The sequence below is a fragment of the Synechococcus sp. 63AY4M2 genome, from assembly GCF_002760475.1.
Lineage (GTDB): Bacteria > Cyanobacteriota > Cyanobacteriia > Thermostichales > Thermostichaceae > Thermostichus.
This window is the reverse complement of sequence record NZ_AXUX01000001.1, coordinates 2,897,746-2,913,616: the sequence shown is the minus strand read 5'-3', so window position 1 is coordinate 2,913,616 and position 15,871 is coordinate 2,897,746. Positions and strand designations below refer to the sequence as shown.

Genomic DNA, 15,871 nt, shown 5'->3' with positions numbered 1-15,871 from the left:
GAATCTGGAGCTATCTCTCAAGTACCAATTCTCCCTCTGGGAGACGAGCCGGGGGTGAGGGAAATTAATCCCACAGGTTTAAATCCGTCACTGCCCCCAGGCTGCTGCTGGAGACCAGCTTGGCGTACTTGGCTAGGGTGCCCCGTTTGTAGCGAGGCTCAGGAGGAGACCAGCGGGCGCGGCGGCGGGCCAGCTCTTCCTCACTAACATGCAGGTGCAACAGGCGAGCGGGGGCATCGATGGTAATGAGATCCCCTTCCTCCACCAGGGCAATGGGGCCGCCTACGTAGGCCTCAGGGGCCACATGGCCCACCACCATGCCGTAGGTGCCGCCGGAGAAGCGGCCATCGGTAATCAGGCCCACGCTGTCCCCCAGGCCGGCGCCGATGATGGCCGAAGTGGGGGAGAGCATCTCCCGCATGCCGGGGCCGCCCTTGGGGCCCTCGTAGCGGATCACCACTACGTCCCCCGGTCGAATTTGGCCGGCGAGGATGGCCTGCAGGCAGGATTCTTCTGAGTTGAAGACTCGCGCCGGCCCCGCGATCTTGGGAGTCTTGACGCCGCTGATCTTGGCCACCGCCCCTTCGGGCGCGAGGTTGCCTTTGAGGATAGCGATGTGCCCTTGGGGGTAAAGGGGGCTGTGCCAGGGGCGGATGACCTCTTGGTCGGGGCTGGGCTCGTCGGGCACGTCCCGCAAAACCTCGGCAATCGTCTGGCCGGAGATGGTGAGGCAGTCGCCGTGCAGCAGGCCGTGGTTGAGCAAGATCTTCATTACTTGGGGGATCCCGCCGGCCCGGTGCAGATCGGTGGCAACAAACCGGCCTGAAGGCTTGAGGTCGCAGAGGACGGGCACGCGGGCGCGGATGGTCTCGAAGTCATCCAGCGTCAGGGGCACTTCTGCTGCGTGGGCAATGGCCAAAAAGTGGAGCACGGCGTTGGTGGATCCCCCTACCGCCATGATGACCGAGATGGCGTTCTCAATGCTCTGGCGGGTGATGATGTCCCGGGGTCGGATATTGGCTTGGATGGCCTCAGCCAAGACCTTGGCCGATTGGGCAGCGCTTTCGGCTTTCTCTTCGTCCTCTGCCGCCATCGTGGAAGAGTAGGGCAGGCTCATGCCCATGGCCTCAAAGGCGCTGGACATGGTGTTGGCCGTGTACATGCCGCCGCAGGATCCAGCACCGGGACAAGCATGGCGCTCGACTGCCAGCAGCTCGTCCTCGGAGATGCGGCCAGCGCTGTACTCCCCTACGGCTTCAAAGGCGCTGACGATGGTGAGGTCGCGGCCGTTGTAATGCCCCGGCTTGATGGTGCCGCCGTAGACGAAGATGGCGGGCACGTTGAGACGGGCCATGGCGATCATCGCCCCCGGCATGTTTTTGTCGCAGCCGCCGATGGCCAAGAGACCATCCATGCTCTGGCCGTTGACCACCGTCTCGATAGAATCGGCGATCACCTCCCGCGACACCAAGGAGTATTTCATCCCCTCCGTACCCATGGAAATGCCGTCGCTGATGGTGATGGTGCCGAAGACCTGAGGCATGCAGCCGGCGGCCCTGAGGGCAGCTTCGGCGCGCTCGGCCAGGGTTTGGATGCCGATGTTGCAGGGAGTGATGGTGCTGTGGGCGTTGGCGATGCCGACAATGGGCTTGCCGAAATCCTCATCGCGGAAGCCCACGGCCCTGAGCATGGCGCGGTTGGGAGAGCGCTGCACCCCCTGGGTGACCACTTGGCTGCGCAGCGGAAAAGGAGGGTTGGCCATCATAGGTAAAGAGCGGGACAATAAGCCCGCGCTGGGATCCAATTCAAAAAAAACAAGTAGAACCTATCCTACTCGGTTTTTCGCCAGGCAAGCCGAACGAGAACCCTGCCGGCAGGCCAAATCTAAAGCAACCCTGTAAGTTCTCGGCTCTCGCTGTCGGGATTGGCCAGCCTAGCTAGTAAGAATCCTGAGGAAGCCTGCGATTATGGTGGTCAGTTCTTCTCCGCCCGTAGTGCCCAGCAGCGCCGAGCGCGAGATGGCGCGGGATGTGCTTACCCTCTCCCGGCATGTGCTGCAGCAGTTTAGCGGCTTTACCCCTGAGGCCCAAGACTTCAGCGCCCTGATGAACCGCATTGCTCTGGCCGGCAAGATGATCGCCCGCCGCCTCAGCCAGGCAGGGCTGATCGAGGGGACGCTGGGGGTAACCGGCAGCGTCAATGTGCAGGGGGAAGAGCAGCAGCGGATGGACGACTACGCCAACCGGGCCTTCATCCGCGCTTTGGAGCAGACCGGCCTGGTGTGCCGGCTGGTATCAGAAGAGCTGAAAACGCCGGCCCGCCTGCCGGAAAACTGCTCCCTCAGCCGCTTGGCCCTGCTGATCGATCCCTTGGATGGATCCTCCAACATTGACGCCAACCTCAGCGTCGGCTCTATCTTCTCCGTTCTTCACCCCCTTGAGGATCGTCCGGAAGCAGACAACCAAGATCTCCTCCAGCCAGGCCGTCGCCAACTGGCCGCCGGCTACATCCTCTACGGCCCCAGCACGCAACTGGTCTATTCCGTCGGCAAGGGAGTACACAGTTTTACCCTGGATCCCAGCTTGGGCGAGTTCATCCTCTCCAAGAGCGACCTTCGCATTCCCGAACGCGGCTCCGTCTACAGCCTTAACGAGGGCTACTTCTGTCAGTGGAGCGAAGGGATCCAGAACTATGTCCGCTATGTCCACCGCCGCGATGGCTACACCGCCCGCTACAGCGGCGCTCTGGTGGCGGATTTTCACCGCATCCTGTTGCAGGGAGGAGTGTATCTCTACCCTGGCACCCGGCAAAAACCAGAGGGCAAGCTGCGGCTGATGTACGAGGCCAACCCGCTGGCGTTTTTGGCTGAGCAGGCGGGAGGCGTAGCCACCACCGGCACCGAGGCCATCCTGGACATCGTGCCCCAATCCCTGCACCAACGAGTGCCTTTGATTATCGGCAGCCGCAAGAATGTGGAAGAAGTGTTGCGCTGCCTGGAAGGGTCGTTGACCCCCTAGCCACCCTTCCCAACCCCGCCCACCCAAGCTGAGCCGACCCTATGGCAACCCTGACTGAAAACCCCTTGCGCGTTGGCCTCAACCAAGAGCGCATTCCGGATCCTTGTATTTTGGTGCAGTTTGGTGCTTCCGGAGATCTGGCCGCCCGCAAGCTGATCCCGGCCTACTACCGGCTATTCGTGCAGCGACGGCTGCCGCCGGAGTTTACCCTGGTGGGGGTGGCCCGGCGCGACTGGAGCCACGAGGTCTATCGGGACAAGATGCGGGCGGCCCTGGAAGAATTTGCCCCCCAAGATCTGGGGCCAGAAGCCCTCTGGCAGGACTTCGCCAGCCGCCTGTTCTATTGTCGCCTCGATATCGGAGAGGCCGAGGGCTACCTGCGTCTCAAGCAACTCCTCGGCCAACTGGATGAGGAGCGGGGCACCCGCGGCAACCGCGTGTTTTACCTGGCGGTGGCGCCGGACTTCTATGCCCAGGCCCTCCAGCAGTTGGGGGCAGCGGGGATGCTGGCGGATCCAACCAGGACGCGGGTGGTGATTGAAAAGCCCTTCGGCCACGACCTCACCTCGGCCCAGGAGCTGAACCGCCTTGTGCAGCGCATCTGTCAGGAAGAGCAGGTCTACCGCATCGACCACTACCTGGGCAAAGAGACGGTGCAAAACCTGCTGGTCTTTCGCTTTGCCAACGCCATCTTTGAGCCTCTCTGGAACCGCAACTACATCGACCACGTGCAGATTACGGTAGCGGAAACGGTGGGGGTGGAGGACCGGGCCGGCTACTACGACGCTGCCGGCGCTCTGCGGGACATGGTGCAAAACCACCTGATGCAGATCTATTGCCTGACTGCCATGGAGCCGCCCGTCTCCTTGCGCAGCGACGGCGTGCGCAATGAAAAGACCAAAGTGCTGCAGGCCACCCGTCTGGCCGACACTCGCAACGTGGCAGCCGCAGCGGTGCGGGCCCAGTATGGTCCCGGCTGGATTGGCGGCAAGCCGGTGCCAGGCTATCGCCAAGAGCCCAATGTTAACCCCAACTCGCAAACCCCCACCTACGTTGCCCTGAAACTGGAATGCGACACCTGGCGGTGGCAGGGGGTGCCCTTTTACCTGCGCACCGGCAAGCGCCTAGCCAAGAAGGTCTCCGAGGTGGCCATCTACTTTAAGCAGGTGCCGCTATCTCTTTTTCCTTCGGCAGCGCGGGAGGTGAGCCCCAACATCCTGGTGCTGCGCATCCAGCCCAACGAGGGCATCTCCTTGCGCTTTGAGGCCAAGATGCCGGGGCCGGAGATCCGCACCCGCTCGGTGGAAATGGATTTTCGCTACGGGACAGCCTTTGGGTCAACCACGCCAGATGCCTACGAGCGCCTACTGTTGGACTGCCTGCTGGGGGATCCCACCCTGTTCACCCGCGCTGACGAGGTGGAAGCCGCCTGGCGGGTGGTGACGCCGGTTTTATCGGCCTGGGAAGCCCAGCCCGGCGGCAATGGCAGCAGCGTTGCGCCGCCGCTGTACACCTACGAAGCCGGCACCTGGGGGCCGAAGGCCGCCGAAGACCTGCTGGCCCAGTCGGGGCGGCGGTGGCGACGCCTCTAGTTTGTTTCAATCGCTGCCTTTACCCCCAGCCCCTCTTCCTCAGGGAGGGGGGAGTTGGAGGCCGCCGACACGTTCGCGACAGCGTTGGATAGCAATATGGTTGAAACCAGTCCTGGCAGGAAGGATCCCCGCTTGCTGCAGCTAACATGGGCATGGCCTGTTTTTGCGTGGGTGTCATGCCGCCACTGTTATTCCGGTTGTCTGTCCGGTTTTTGCTAACCTTGCCGCTGGGCCTCGCCATGGTGTTGGGGAGAGGGAAATGGGATCCCGCTCGAGCCCAGGTGTTGCTGCGTGTTCCCCTGCCCAATGGGGAGTTGATGCGGGCGCAGGGGCTGCAACTGGCCACGGACGCGCTGCGGCTGGCCCAGTTTGGCCAGACGGAAGAGGCGCTGCGCCGCCTGCAACTGGCGGTGGCCATGGTGCCCACCTCTTCCGAGCTGCTCTACGTTTTGGGCAACGTCCACCTGGAGCTAGGAGACTATGGCCAAGCCATCCAAGCGCTGCAAAAGGCCCGCGCCCTGGCTCCCGACGACGCCGACATTCTCTACTCGCTGGGATCTGCTTACTTGCGGCAGGGCAGCTATTTTGCCGCCGCTGAAACCCTGGAACGGGCTGTTGCCTTGCAGCCAGATAGCCCCAACGCCCGCTTTCAACTGGGCAATGCCTACCTCATGCTCGACCAATGGGATCGCGCCCGGCAGGAGTATGAGAAAACCTTGGAGTTGGATCCCGCCTATTGGCCGGCCATGAACAACATCGGCCTGGTGGACTATGAACAAGGGGATCTGGAGGCGGCCATCGAGCGCTGGGAACGCACCATCGAGATGAACGACGCGGTGGCAGAGCCCTACCTAGCCCTGGCTACGGCCCTCTACGTTCGCGGCGAAACCGAACGGGCGGAAGAACTGGGGGCCAAGGCCATGCGCCTGGATCCCAGCTATGCCCGGCTAGAGGTGCTGCGGGAGAACCTGTGGCGGGAGAACCTGCTGCGGGATGTGCAAATCCTCCTGCGCACCCGTCCTGTTGCAGAGGCTCTGCAGCAAGCCGCCATCGAGCAGTTCAACCAGCAGATGGGCCTTGGGAAAGAGTAGGCTCAGGAGCTGCCCAGAATAGCTTGAGCCTGCGAGGCCCTCTGTCCCTGAAGGGCCTCGACCTTGGCCCGGATGCGCTCGGCAATGCCGACGCTGTTCAGGCCCAGTTCCGCCAGCGATTCTTCAGGAGTGGCGTGCTCCACCCACACATCCGGCACCCCCAGGCGCAACAGCGGCACTCGGATATCGGCATCCAGGAGAGCTTCCCCCACTGCCGAGCCAAACCCGCCCATGAGGCAGCCTTCTTCCACCGTCACCACCAGGCGGCTCTGTTGGGCCAGGGGCAGGATCAGCTCGGTATCCAGAGGCTTGGCAAAGCGGGCATTGACTACCGTCGTGGAGATGCCGTGTTCCTTGAGGATCTCCGCTGCCTGCAAACTGGGATGCACCATCGACCCATAGGCTAGGATCAGGACCTCGCCGCCGCTGCGCAGCACCTCTGCTTTGCCGATGGGAATGGGCTCCCACCCCTCTTCGGCCAGAGGCACCCCCACGCCAGCTCCGCGCGGGTAACGCATGGCGATGGGGCCCTTTGTGTACTGGATCCCGGTCACCACCATGCGCTGCAGCTCCGCCTCGTCTTTGGGGGCCATCAGCACCATCTCGGGAATGCAGCGCAGATAGGCAATGTCGTACATGCCCTGGTGGGTGGGGCCGTCCGCTCCCACCACCCCTGCCCGATCCAAGCAGAAAAAGACCGGCAGCTTTTGAATGCAGACATCGTGGATGATCTGGTCGTAGGCCCGCTGCAGGAAGGTGGAATAGATGGCCACCACCGGTCGCATCCCCTCGCAGGCCATGCCAGCAGCCAAAGTAACAGCGTGCTGCTCGGCAATCCCCACATCCACGAACTGATCCGGCAGTTTTTCTTTGAGCTTGTCTAGGCCGGTGCCGGTGTCCATAGCCGCCGTGATGCCAATGATGCGGGGATCCCGCTCCGCCAGTTTACAAAGAGTGTGGCCGAAGACCTTGCTATAGCTAGGGGGAGTGGGTTTGGTAGGAGGATAGGGTTTGCCGGTGGCTAGGTCGAAGCGGGATTGGGCGTGATAGCTTACCTGCTCAGCCTCTGCCGGTGGGTAGCCCTTGCCCTTGACCGTAGCCACGTGCACCAGCACCGGCCCAGAGATGCCGTGGGCCAGCTCAAAAGCATCCAACAATTCCGCCAGGTTGTGCCCGTCCACCGGCCCTACGTAGGTAAAGCCCAGCTCCTCAAAGATGATGCCGGCCTTGTTGTTCTGCACGGCAGTAACCAGCTTCACCGTCTCCTTGAGACGGTCGATTTCCGGGCTGAGGCTGGAGCCAACTAGAGGTAGGTTCTTTAGCTGCTCCTCCAGGCTGTCGGCCAAAAACTGCACCGGTGGGCTGAGGCGCAGGCGGTTTAAATAGCGCGGGATGGCCCCCACATTGGGGGAAATCGACATGCCGTTGTCGTTGAGAATCACCATCAAGTTGGTCTTGGGCAGGTGCCCGGCGTGGTTGATGGCTTCATAGGCCATGCCCCCAGTCAGGGCGCCATCCCCGATGATGGCCACCACCTTGAAGTTTTCTCCCCGCCGATCCCGAGCGATGGCCATGCCCAGGGCTGCCGAGATGCTGGTGGAGGCGTGCCCGGCCCCAAAGTGGTCGAAGCGGCTCTCACTCCGCTTGAGGTAGCCGGAAATCCCTCCTTTCTGGCGAATGGTATGGAAGTTGTGGTAGCGGCCAGTAAGCATTTTGTGGGCATAGGCTTGGTGGCCCACATCCCAAATCACCTTGTCGCGATCCAGGTCGAGGGTTTTGTAGAGCGCCAAGGTCAGCTCCACCACGCCCAGCCCCGGCCCCAGGTGACAGCCGACTGGAGAGTTGGCAGCCGTTTGCAAGTGCTTTTCGCGAATCTGGCGGGCTAGGCTGCGCAACTGGCTGAGGCTGAGGTTGCGGAGCTGGTTGGGGTGAGTGATCTCACTCAGGTGCATAGGGGACTTGTCCTTCCGGTGTAATCTCACTGTGACATACTCCCGCACTCATGCTGACGTATAGAGTGCGGGCTTCTCGCTTCGTCGGGGAGCTTCTGCAAGAACCCTCTGCGTTCGGCTTTGCCGTGCCGTTAGGGATGCAGACATGGAATGCCCTACCGCGTAGTTGCACCAGGTTCCGGCAACGCCGTTTTCTACAACTAGATCCATTTTATTGTTGCGAGTCTGCGACGGGGGTATCTGGCACTGACTGCCTCTCGACAGTACAGTGCGGGGCTGATCTACCCCCGAACCCCCTTCAGCTAAATCATTTTCTGGGCGGGTTTTGTTGCCATCCCCTGCGGAACTTCGGAAAACATCGGGATCCCCTGGTCCAAGGGCAGTGAGATCCTGAGAGGGAGCACCAAGGAGCTCATGCAGGGGTTAGCATCGCACAAGGCCCTCGGCTGCTCTGGACTTGAGGCCGACGGCCTGCTGTCGCGATCGGTTTCTGCCTTTTTGTGAACCATGAAAATTGCCGCCAACATCACTCAGCTCATCGGTCGTACCCCTCTTGTGCGGCTAAACCGGATCCCTCAATCCGAAGGGTGTCTGGCTGAGATCGTCGTGAAATTGGAGAGCTTTAACCCTGCCGCCTCGGTGAAAGATCGCATTGCCGTGAGCATGATCGAGGCTGCCGAACGAGCTGGCTTGATCACCCCCGGCAAGACCATCTTGGTGGAGCCCACCTCTGGCAATACCGGCATTGGCCTGGCCATGGCTGCTGCTGCCAAGGGTTACCGGCTGATCATCGTTATGCCTGAGAGCATGAGCCTGGAGCGGCGGCGGCTGCTGAAGGCTTACGGAGCAGAGGTGCACCTGGCCAGCAGCGCCGGCGGCATGGGGGAGGCCATCTGGAAGGCCGAAGAGATCGTGCGCCGCACCCCCAATGCCTATATGCTGGGCCAATTCACCAATCCGGCCAACCCTCAAATCCACGCCCGCACCACTGGCCCGGAGATCTGGGAGGATACCGATGGCCAGGTGGACATCTTGGTGGCGGGGGTGGGTACCGGCGGCACCATCACAGGGGCAGGCGGCTTCCTCAAAAGCCAAAAACCCTCCATTCGACTGGTGGCCGTCGAGCCCAAGGCCAGTGCTGTTTTAAGTGGAGGGCGGCCCGGTTTTCACCGCATCGAGGGCATCGGGGCGGGGTTTGTGCCGGAGGTGTTGCGGCGCGACCTGCTGGACGAGGTAATTGCGGTAGATGACGAGGAGAGCATGGTCTACAGCCGCCGCCTGGCCAAAGAAGAAGGGATCCTCTCCGGCATCTCCACCGGGGCAGCCCTGGCTGCCGCTATCCAGGTGGGGCGGCGACCGGAAAACGCCGGCAAGCTGATCGTGATGATCCAGCCCAGCTTTGGCGAGCGCTACCTGAGCACGCCCCTCTTCCGCAACCTGGAGCGGGAGGAGGCCGACGCCGGGATCCTGCAGGCCAACCCAACCTAGGCCAACAATTCCGACAATCCATCCGACGTTCAAAATTCGCCGGCCAGGGCTGCCACACAGCGCTCGCACAGCTCTGGGTGTTCGGCAAACTCGCCCACCCGGGTGGAATAGTTCCAGCAGCGCACGCATTTTTTCCCCTCCGCTGGCTGAACGGCAACCTGTAGATCCTCCTCTCCAGGGCCGGCCTTGACCAACTCGACTTGGGAAGTGATAAACAGGTAGCGCAGCTCGGCTGCCCGCTCCTCCAGCAGGGCATGTAGGTGGGGATCCGCCACCTTGAGGATGAGTTTGGCCTCGGTGGAAGCGCCGATGACCTTGTCGGTGCGGGCCTGCTCCAGGGCCTTGTTCACCTCCTGCCGCACCGCCCGCAGCTTTTCCCAGGTGGCGGCCAACTGGGGATCCCGCCACTGCTCCGGCAGCCGCATCCAGCCCCCTTCGAACACCGAGCGGGTGGGCTTGGGGTAGGGCAGGTAGCTCCAGATCTCTTCGGCTAGGTGGGAGAGCACGGGGGCAATGGCCTTGGCCAAGTTCTCCAGCACCAGCGACAGCACCGTCTGGCACTGCCGCCGCCGCAGGCTGCGGGCGTGGCTGATGTAGAGGCGATCCTTGCCGATATCCAAGTAGAAATTGGAGAGATCCACGACACAGAAGTTTTGAACCGCTTGGAAAAAGCGGTAGAACTGGTAGTTTTCAAACGATTCGGTGATCTCCGCTCCCACCTCCTGCAGGCGGTGCAGGATGTAGCGATCCAACTCCGTCAACGCTTCAAAAGGAACAGCATCCTGCGCCGGGTTGAAGTCGTAGAGGTTGCTCAGCAAAAAGCGGGCCGTGTTGCGGATCTTGCGGTAGACATCCGCCATCTGCCCCAGAATGGTCTTGCCTATCGGCACATCGCCGGAGTAGTCGACGCTGGAGACCCACAGCCGCAGCACATCGGCCCCGTAGGCGGGATCCGTCTGCGGATTGCTGCCGCCGTTGATGAGCAGCAGGGGATCGATGACGTTGCCCAGGGACTTGCTCATCTTCTGGCCCTTTTCGTCCAGCACAAAGCCGTGGGTGAGCACCGCCTTGTAAGGGGCCTGGCCGTTGACGGCCACGGAAGTCAGCAAGCTGGACTGGAACCAACCCCGGTGCTGGTCGGAACCCTCCAGGTAGAGATCCACGGGGTAGCCCAACCCGCGCGCCTGGGCCACCGCCGCCCAGGAGGAGCCGGAGTCAAACCAGACATCCATGGTGTCTGTGCCCTTGCGGTAGGTGCGGCCATGGCGGCGGTACTGCTCCGGCAGCAGCTCTTCCACCGGGCGCTTCCACCAGGCGTCGGATCCCTCTTGGGCGAAGATGGCCTTGATGTGGTCGATAGTTTCGGCTGTGAGCAGCACCTCGCCGGTCTCCTCGTCGTAAAAGACGGGGATGGGCACGCCCCAGGCCCGCTGGCGGGAGATACACCAGTCGGAGCGCTCCTTGACCATGGCGGTGATGCGGTTTTCCCCTTCCGGCGGGATCCACTTCACGGTTTTGATGGCCTGCAGAGCCAGCTCCCGGAAGCCGGCTACAGAGGCAAACCACTGCTCGGTGGCCCGGAAGATGGTTGGTTCTTTGGTGCGCCAGTCGTAGGGGTATTTGTGGTTGTAGGGTTCTTCCTTGAGCAGGGCGCCGACAGCCCGCAAAGCCTTAATGACAGCTAGGTTGCCACTGGTTTCTGGTTCTTTGGAGAGCACATCTAGCCCGACAAACTGGGATCCGGCCTCGGCGGTGAATCTCCCCTGCTCATCCACAGGGCTGAGGATGGGCAGGCCGTATTTTTGGCCGGTCTTGAAGTCCTCTTCCCCATGCCCCGGCGCCGTGTGGACAATGCCGGTGCCGGACTCGGTGGTAACATAGTCCCCCAGCACACAGAGGCTGCTGCGGTCGAAGAGGGGGTGGCGTCCCTGGCAGTACTCCAGGGCGGATCCCGGCAGGGTGGCCTTGACCTCTAACGGGGTCTCCAGGACTTTCTCCAGCCGCTGCCGCAAATCGGCGGCAATCAGTAGTAGGCCGAAGCGGGGAGACTCCACCACCGCATAGGTAAGCTTGGGATTGAAACAGAGAGCCAAGTTGGCCGGGATCGTCCACGGGGTAGTCGTCCAGATGGCCGCCCGCAGGCCTGGCAAGAAGGGCTCCAAAATCGGCTGCGCCGCCGGGCTGAGGCTCTGCAGAGGAAAAGCTACGTAGATGCTGGGGGAGATGTGGTTGTCGGGATATTCCAGCTCCGCTTCCGCCAGGGCTGTCTGGGAGCTGGGGCTCCAGTGGACGGGCTTGAGGCCGCGGTAGATGTAGCCTTTAAGGGCCATCTGGCCAAACACCTCGATCTGGGCCGCCTCGTACTCCGGCGATAGGGTCAGGTAGGGCCGATCCCAATCTCCCCATACCCCCAGCCGCTGAAAACTGGCCCGCTGCACGTTGACGTAGTGCAAGGCGTACTCTCTGGCCTTTTGCCGCAGTTGTAGGGGGGTGAGGCTCTGCCGCTCCTGGGGGGAGAGGCTTTGCAACACCTTCAGCTCGATGGGCAGACCGTGGCAATCCCAGCCGGGCACATAGCGCACCTTGCGCCCCTGCAGGAGGTGGTACTTGTTGATGATGTCCTTGAGGATCTTGTTGAGGGTGGTGCCCATGTGGATGTCGCCATTGGCATAGGGCGGCCCATCGTGCAGCACAAAGGGATCCCCAGGATTGTTCTCCGACAGACGCTGATAGATTTGCTCTTCCTGCCAAAAGGCTTGGATGGCGGGCTCCCTCTTGGCAGCCTCCGCCCGCATGGGAAACTGGGTTTGCGGCAGGTTGAGGGTACTTTTGTAGTCCACGGCAACTTGAGCAGGCTAAAGGGCGTCCTTCTATCCTACGCCGTTGCCTCGTTCTCAGTCTCCTTGGCCTGAGGGGAAGGGATCCGGCCCGCCACCTTGGTAAAGATTTGTGCTAGCCTCAGGATGTCGTTGAGTAAGGGAGGTTCCAGCGGATGCCAGATAGTAGTTGTTGTAAGGGTCGTCAAGTTGGGTTCAGCCGGCTGTGCGCCGGGGCTGTTCTCTAACGGCCTGAACTCAGATCCTTAGCTTGCTGAGGAGTCTTCGCGTTCTGGCTCGCTTGGAGTTCCTCCCGGCAGTCAGGTTCCAGTTGAAGGCCCGCTAGACCGCTCTCTCCTGGACCGCCTGTTTTGCCTGGGTGGTGGGGGAGAGCGGATAGTTTTTCTGCAAGTTTTCGACGACCGCCGGGGCTTGGAGTCGAGCAGAAATCTTCCGAGGGCTTCCAGACCTCTCAAATCTCAGCTTCGCCCAAAAGATCTCAACAACTACCCAGGTCAAGAGTCCTTAAGGGCTGTCGATCCCTCAGGGTTGAATGACGAGGCGCCGGCTTTCGACAACAAGGCCACTCTGGTTGACTAGCATCACCGAGAGCCAGCGGGCGCCAGCTTCTGGCGGCGCATCTGCCTGCAGGAAGAGCCCGCCCGCCTGCAGAGGTTCAAGGGCAAACGAAGTTAGATCTAAGTAGCCGGCCGCAGCCACGGGCTGCTCCTCGACGGCGCCCAACAGCAAAGATTGGGCGAGGGGCTCGGCCACAATGGCCTGCAGCGAGTAGGGGGATCCCGGCTTGACCACCTCCGGCAACCTGAAGGTGACGGTGGGGGGCGCCGAGCCGGAGGTGAGGGTGCTGGCCTCCCGCAGCACTTCCTGCTCCACCAACAGCAGTTGCTCCGGCTTGGCCGCATTCGGGCGGTAGCGGTTGCGCACCAGGGCAGAGGCCTGCACCTGAAACTCCCCCCGCGCTGAAGATTGGGATCCCTGCACTTGGCTGGCGATCTCGGCCACGATCTCAGGGCCTAGCCGCCGCCAAGAGAGAATTTCCGCTGCGTAGGTCAGCTGGGGATGGGCCTCCCACAGCTTGCGAATGGCCCTTTCCACCCCCTGCCGATCCAGGCCGTCGCGGTGGCGGAAGTCGGGGCTATAGCCGGCCATCACCTCCTCCAGATCCCGCCGGTTGGCGGCCTCTATTTGCTCTTGCAGCCACTTCACCAAGGGAGCCGGTGCCGGGGCGGAGACCTGTTTTTGGATCCCGCTTTCCAGAGGCAAGGGGGCAGCCTGGGCCGCTGCCTTGCTGGGCAAAGGGATCCCCCAGCTCAAAGTCAGAGCAAGGAACCCAAGCAGTTGGGAAAGGGTGGATTGGAAGCTCAAACTGGGGGCCTCCGGCGGCAAATCTGCCTTTCTTTAGTTTAGCTTGCTGAGGATCGAGGTTTTGAGGTTTGGCGTTGCCTCACTGGAGTGGGCCTGGGTTTATCCTGGGAGCTGGGTTCTCGGCGAGGTGTGCATGGCGTCCCACCACTCCCCTGCTTTCTTAGCTTTGGTCAACGAGGCCAAAAGCCGCATCCAAGAGCTGACAGTCGAGCAAGTCAGGCAGAAACAACTGCAAGGGGATCCCTTTTATTTGGTCGACGTGCGGGAAGAGTCGGAGTGGCAGGCCGGCCACATCGTCGGCGCCATTCACCTCAGCAAAGGCATTATCGAGCGGGACATCGAGAAGGTGATCCCAGACAAAGAAGCCGAGATTGTCCTCTATTGTGGCGGCGGCTTTCGTTCGGCGCTGGCAGCCGATAACCTGCAAAAGATGGGCTACCGCCGCGTGATCTCCATGGACGGCGGGATCCGCGCTTGGCGAGAGGCCGGCTTTCCCGAATCTCAGCCCTCACCCCCAGCCCCTCTCCCAGAGGGAGAGGGGAGTTAGAGCGGTGCGTTCGCAACCGCGTCGCCTAGCAATAACGCAGAAGCCCTTGGCTACTGCTTCGCAGTTGACCAGCGGCCTAGGTAGCCGGTTCCTCTCTTCCCATCTGCTTTCCCAAGGTAAAGAGAACTATATTGGTCTCTAAGGTCATCAGCCCAGATCTCCCTCTCATCCCCACCATGCTCCAAACCCTGCCCCGCCTGGATATTGCCACTCGTTTGCAGCAGTTGCGCCAGCTTTTGCAGGAACAAAATCTCGATGGCTTTTGGGTGCCCTCGGCTGATGAGCACCTCAATGAGTATTTGCTGGAATATCGCAAGCGGCGGCAGTGGATCACGGGCTTTACCGGCTCGGTGGGCGATGCCCTAATCAGCCAAGACCGCGCCTGGCTGTGGGTGGATCCCCGCTACCACGAGCAGGCGGAGCGGGAGGTGGATCCCAACCTGTTTACGGTGATCAAAGGCGGCCTGCCGGATCAGCCCAGCCTGATGGAGATCGTGGAAGAGCTGGGATCCGGCTTTCGCCTGGGGGTGGATCCTTTTACGGTGTCGGTGGCCACCTACCGCCAGTTGCAAGCCCACGCCCAAGCCGGAGGAGTGCTGCTGGTGCCGGTTAGCGAAAACCCACTGGACAAGCTGGCCAAGGAATCTAGCCAAGCCCTCTTGGAGCAACCCATCTACCCTGTCCCTGCCCAGCTCTGCGGAGCCCCCCCCAGCGACAAGCTGGCCCAGGTGCGCCAGGAGATGCGCCGCAAGCGGGTGGGACTGTTGTCCCTAACCAAACTGGATCAGGTAGCTTGGCTGTTTAACCTGCGCGGCTCCGACATTCCCTACAACCCGGTCTTCCGCGCCTATGCGCTAGTTGCCCTGGAGAGGGTTGCCCTGTTTACTGATCTGGAGCGCCTCACTCCCTCCGCAAAGCAAGTGCTGGCTGAGGCAGGGGTAGAGCTCTGGCCCTACGAGGCCTACCGGGAACAACTGCCCCAGTGGGCCGAGCGCTACGGGCCAGTGGGAGTAGATCCCAAGCAGACTACCCAGGGCACGCAAGAGCTGCTGCGGGGGGCAACCTGTCGCGAGTTGGATCACCCCGTGGATCTCCTCAAGGCGGTCAAAAACCCCACCGAGCTGGAGCAGATGCGCCTGGCCAACCGCAAAGCCAGCCGGGCCAAGATCCGCACCCTGGCCTGGATTGACCGGCAAATCCAAGCAGGGATCCCCATCAGCGAAGCCGATGTGGCCGCTGTTATGGAGGCCCACTACCGCGAGGAAGGGGATTGGGTGGGCCTGAGCTTCAACACCATTGCTGGGGCCGGCGCCAACAGCTCCATCGTCCACTACGGCACCCCCGATCCCCAGAAGTTCTTGCAGACAGGCGAGTTGTTTCTGTTGGATTCCGGATCCCACTACCTGGGGGGCACGACCGACGCTACCCGCACCCTCTGGATTGGCCCGCAACCGGCGGATCCCCTGTGCCGGCGGCGCTACACCGAGGTGCTCAAAGCCCACATTCACTGCGCCCGTCAGATCTTCCCCCCCGATACCTACGGCGTCTCCTTGGATGGCATTGCCCGTTCCAGCCTTTGGCAAGCGGGGCTGGACTACGGCCACGGTACCGGCCACGGTGTCGGCGCCTTTTTGAACGTCCACGAGGGGCCCAACGGGATCCACCGCCGCGCCAGCACCCCCCTCAAGGTAGGCATGATCACCAGTATCGAGCCGGGCTACTACCAGCCGGGCTGGGGTGGAATTCGCCTAGAGAACCTCTACGAAGTGATTGCAATTCCGGAGCCAGAGGGCTGGATGGGCTTTCGCTCCCTGACTTGGATCCCTTTCGATAGGCGGCTGATCGATTGGGATCTCTTGGACGAGGCACAGCGGGCTTGGCTTGAGGAGTATCACCGCCAGGTCTACGCCATTCACCACGCCACCTTGTCAGAACAAGATGCCGCCTGGTTAAAACGCGCCTGCGGCCTCGCCGAGTGAGAC

General features: G+C 62.0%; 10 protein-coding genes. 6 read left to right on the top strand and 4 right to left on the bottom strand.

Annotated elements, in window-relative coordinates:
• Positions 1-64: 64 nt before the first annotated feature.
• A complete protein-coding gene (ilvD, locus tag SYN63AY4M2_RS12920; protein ID WP_099813398.1) occupies positions 65-1,762 on the bottom strand; it encodes a dihydroxy-acid dehydratase in 1,698 nt (565 codons plus the stop codon).
• A 256-nt stretch (positions 1,763-2,018) separates the two neighbouring features.
• On the opposite strand from ilvD, the gene fbp reads away from it, so the two are divergent.
• The 3 genes from fbp to SYN63AY4M2_RS12905 all read left to right on the top strand — a co-directional run bounded on the left by fbp (position 2,019) and on the right by SYN63AY4M2_RS12905 (position 5,700).
• Positions 2,019-3,017, top strand: coding sequence for a class 1 fructose-bisphosphatase (gene fbp / locus SYN63AY4M2_RS12915; RefSeq protein WP_011430530.1), 999 nt, complete (start codon positions 2,019-2,021; stop codon positions 3,015-3,017).
• A gap of 41 nt (positions 3,018-3,058) precedes the next feature.
• Positions 3,059-4,609 carry a glucose-6-phosphate dehydrogenase gene (gene zwf, locus SYN63AY4M2_RS12910; protein ID WP_099813156.1) on the top strand — a complete coding sequence of 517 codons (1,551 nt, stop codon included), beginning with the start codon at positions 3,059-3,061 and terminating at the stop codon, positions 4,607-4,609.
• A 176-nt stretch (positions 4,610-4,785) separates the two neighbouring features.
• Complete coding sequence (locus tag SYN63AY4M2_RS12905) at positions 4,786-5,700, top strand: tetratricopeptide repeat protein (RefSeq protein ID WP_240527867.1); 915 nt, start codon at positions 4,786-4,788, stop codon at positions 5,698-5,700.
• Between the two features lie 2 nt (positions 5,701-5,702).
• Here SYN63AY4M2_RS12905 and dxs read toward each other — a convergent pair whose 3' ends face one another.
• Positions 5,703-7,652 (bottom strand): 1-deoxy-D-xylulose-5-phosphate synthase, encoded by a 1,950-nt coding sequence (dxs, locus tag SYN63AY4M2_RS12900; protein WP_011430533.1) that lies wholly within the window; start codon positions 7,650-7,652, stop codon positions 5,703-5,705.
• Positions 7,653-8,159: 507 nt separating this feature from the next.
• Between dxs and cysK the strand changes: the two genes are divergently transcribed.
• Entirely contained in the window at positions 8,160-9,140 is a 981-nt protein-coding gene (gene cysK / locus SYN63AY4M2_RS12890; RefSeq protein ID WP_011430534.1) for a cysteine synthase A, read from the top strand.
• A gap of 29 nt (positions 9,141-9,169) precedes the next feature.
• On the opposite strand, the gene ileS is transcribed toward cysK, so the two are convergent.
• Together ileS and SYN63AY4M2_RS12880 are read right to left on the bottom strand one after the other, a co-directional pair.
• Positions 9,170-11,935: an isoleucine--tRNA ligase gene (gene ileS / locus SYN63AY4M2_RS12885; protein ID WP_240527900.1), complete on the bottom strand. Its 2,766-nt coding sequence runs from the start codon at positions 11,933-11,935 to the stop codon at positions 9,170-9,172.
• Between the two features lie 564 nt (positions 11,936-12,499).
• Positions 12,500-13,273: a nuclear transport factor 2 family protein gene (locus SYN63AY4M2_RS12880; protein WP_240527866.1), complete on the bottom strand. Its 774-nt coding sequence runs from the start codon at positions 13,271-13,273 to the stop codon at positions 12,500-12,502.
• 202 nt (positions 13,274-13,475) lie between these two features.
• On the opposite strand from SYN63AY4M2_RS12880, the gene SYN63AY4M2_RS12875 reads away from it, so the two are divergent.
• Both SYN63AY4M2_RS12875 and SYN63AY4M2_RS12870 read left to right on the top strand, forming a co-directional pair.
• Positions 13,476-13,889 carry a rhodanese-like domain-containing protein gene (locus SYN63AY4M2_RS12875; protein WP_099813392.1) on the top strand — a complete coding sequence of 138 codons (414 nt, stop codon included), beginning with the start codon at positions 13,476-13,478 and terminating at the stop codon, positions 13,887-13,889.
• A gap of 176 nt (positions 13,890-14,065) precedes the next feature.
• Positions 14,066-15,868 carry a M24 family metallopeptidase gene (locus tag SYN63AY4M2_RS12870; protein ID WP_011430538.1) on the top strand — a complete coding sequence of 601 codons (1,803 nt, stop codon included), beginning with the start codon at positions 14,066-14,068 and terminating at the stop codon, positions 15,866-15,868.
• Positions 15,869-15,871 lie beyond the last annotated feature (3 nt).

Coding starts and splice junctions, on each gene's coding strand:
- ilvD (WP_099813398.1), bottom strand. CDS start 1,762: ATGGCCAACCCTCCTTTTCCGCTGCGCAGCCAAGTGGTCACCCAGGGG.
- cysK (WP_011430534.1), top strand. CDS start 8,160: ATGAAAATTGCCGCCAACATCACTCAGCTCATCGGTCGTACCCCTCTT.
- SYN63AY4M2_RS12875 (WP_099813392.1), top strand. CDS start 13,476: ATGGCGTCCCACCACTCCCCTGCTTTCTTAGCTTTGGTCAACGAGGCC.
- ileS (WP_240527900.1), bottom strand. CDS start 11,935: ATGCGGGCGGAGGCTGCCAAGAGGGAGCCCGCCATCCAAGCCTTTTGG.
- SYN63AY4M2_RS12905 (WP_240527867.1), top strand. CDS start 4,786: ATGCCGCCACTGTTATTCCGGTTGTCTGTCCGGTTTTTGCTAACCTTG.
- SYN63AY4M2_RS12870 (WP_011430538.1), top strand. CDS start 14,066: ATGCTCCAAACCCTGCCCCGCCTGGATATTGCCACTCGTTTGCAGCAG.
- zwf (WP_099813156.1), top strand. CDS start 3,059: ATGGCAACCCTGACTGAAAACCCCTTGCGCGTTGGCCTCAACCAAGAG.
- dxs (WP_011430533.1), bottom strand. CDS start 7,652: ATGCACCTGAGTGAGATCACTCACCCCAACCAGCTCCGCAACCTCAGC.
- fbp (WP_011430530.1), top strand. CDS start 2,019: ATGGCGCGGGATGTGCTTACCCTCTCCCGGCATGTGCTGCAGCAGTTT.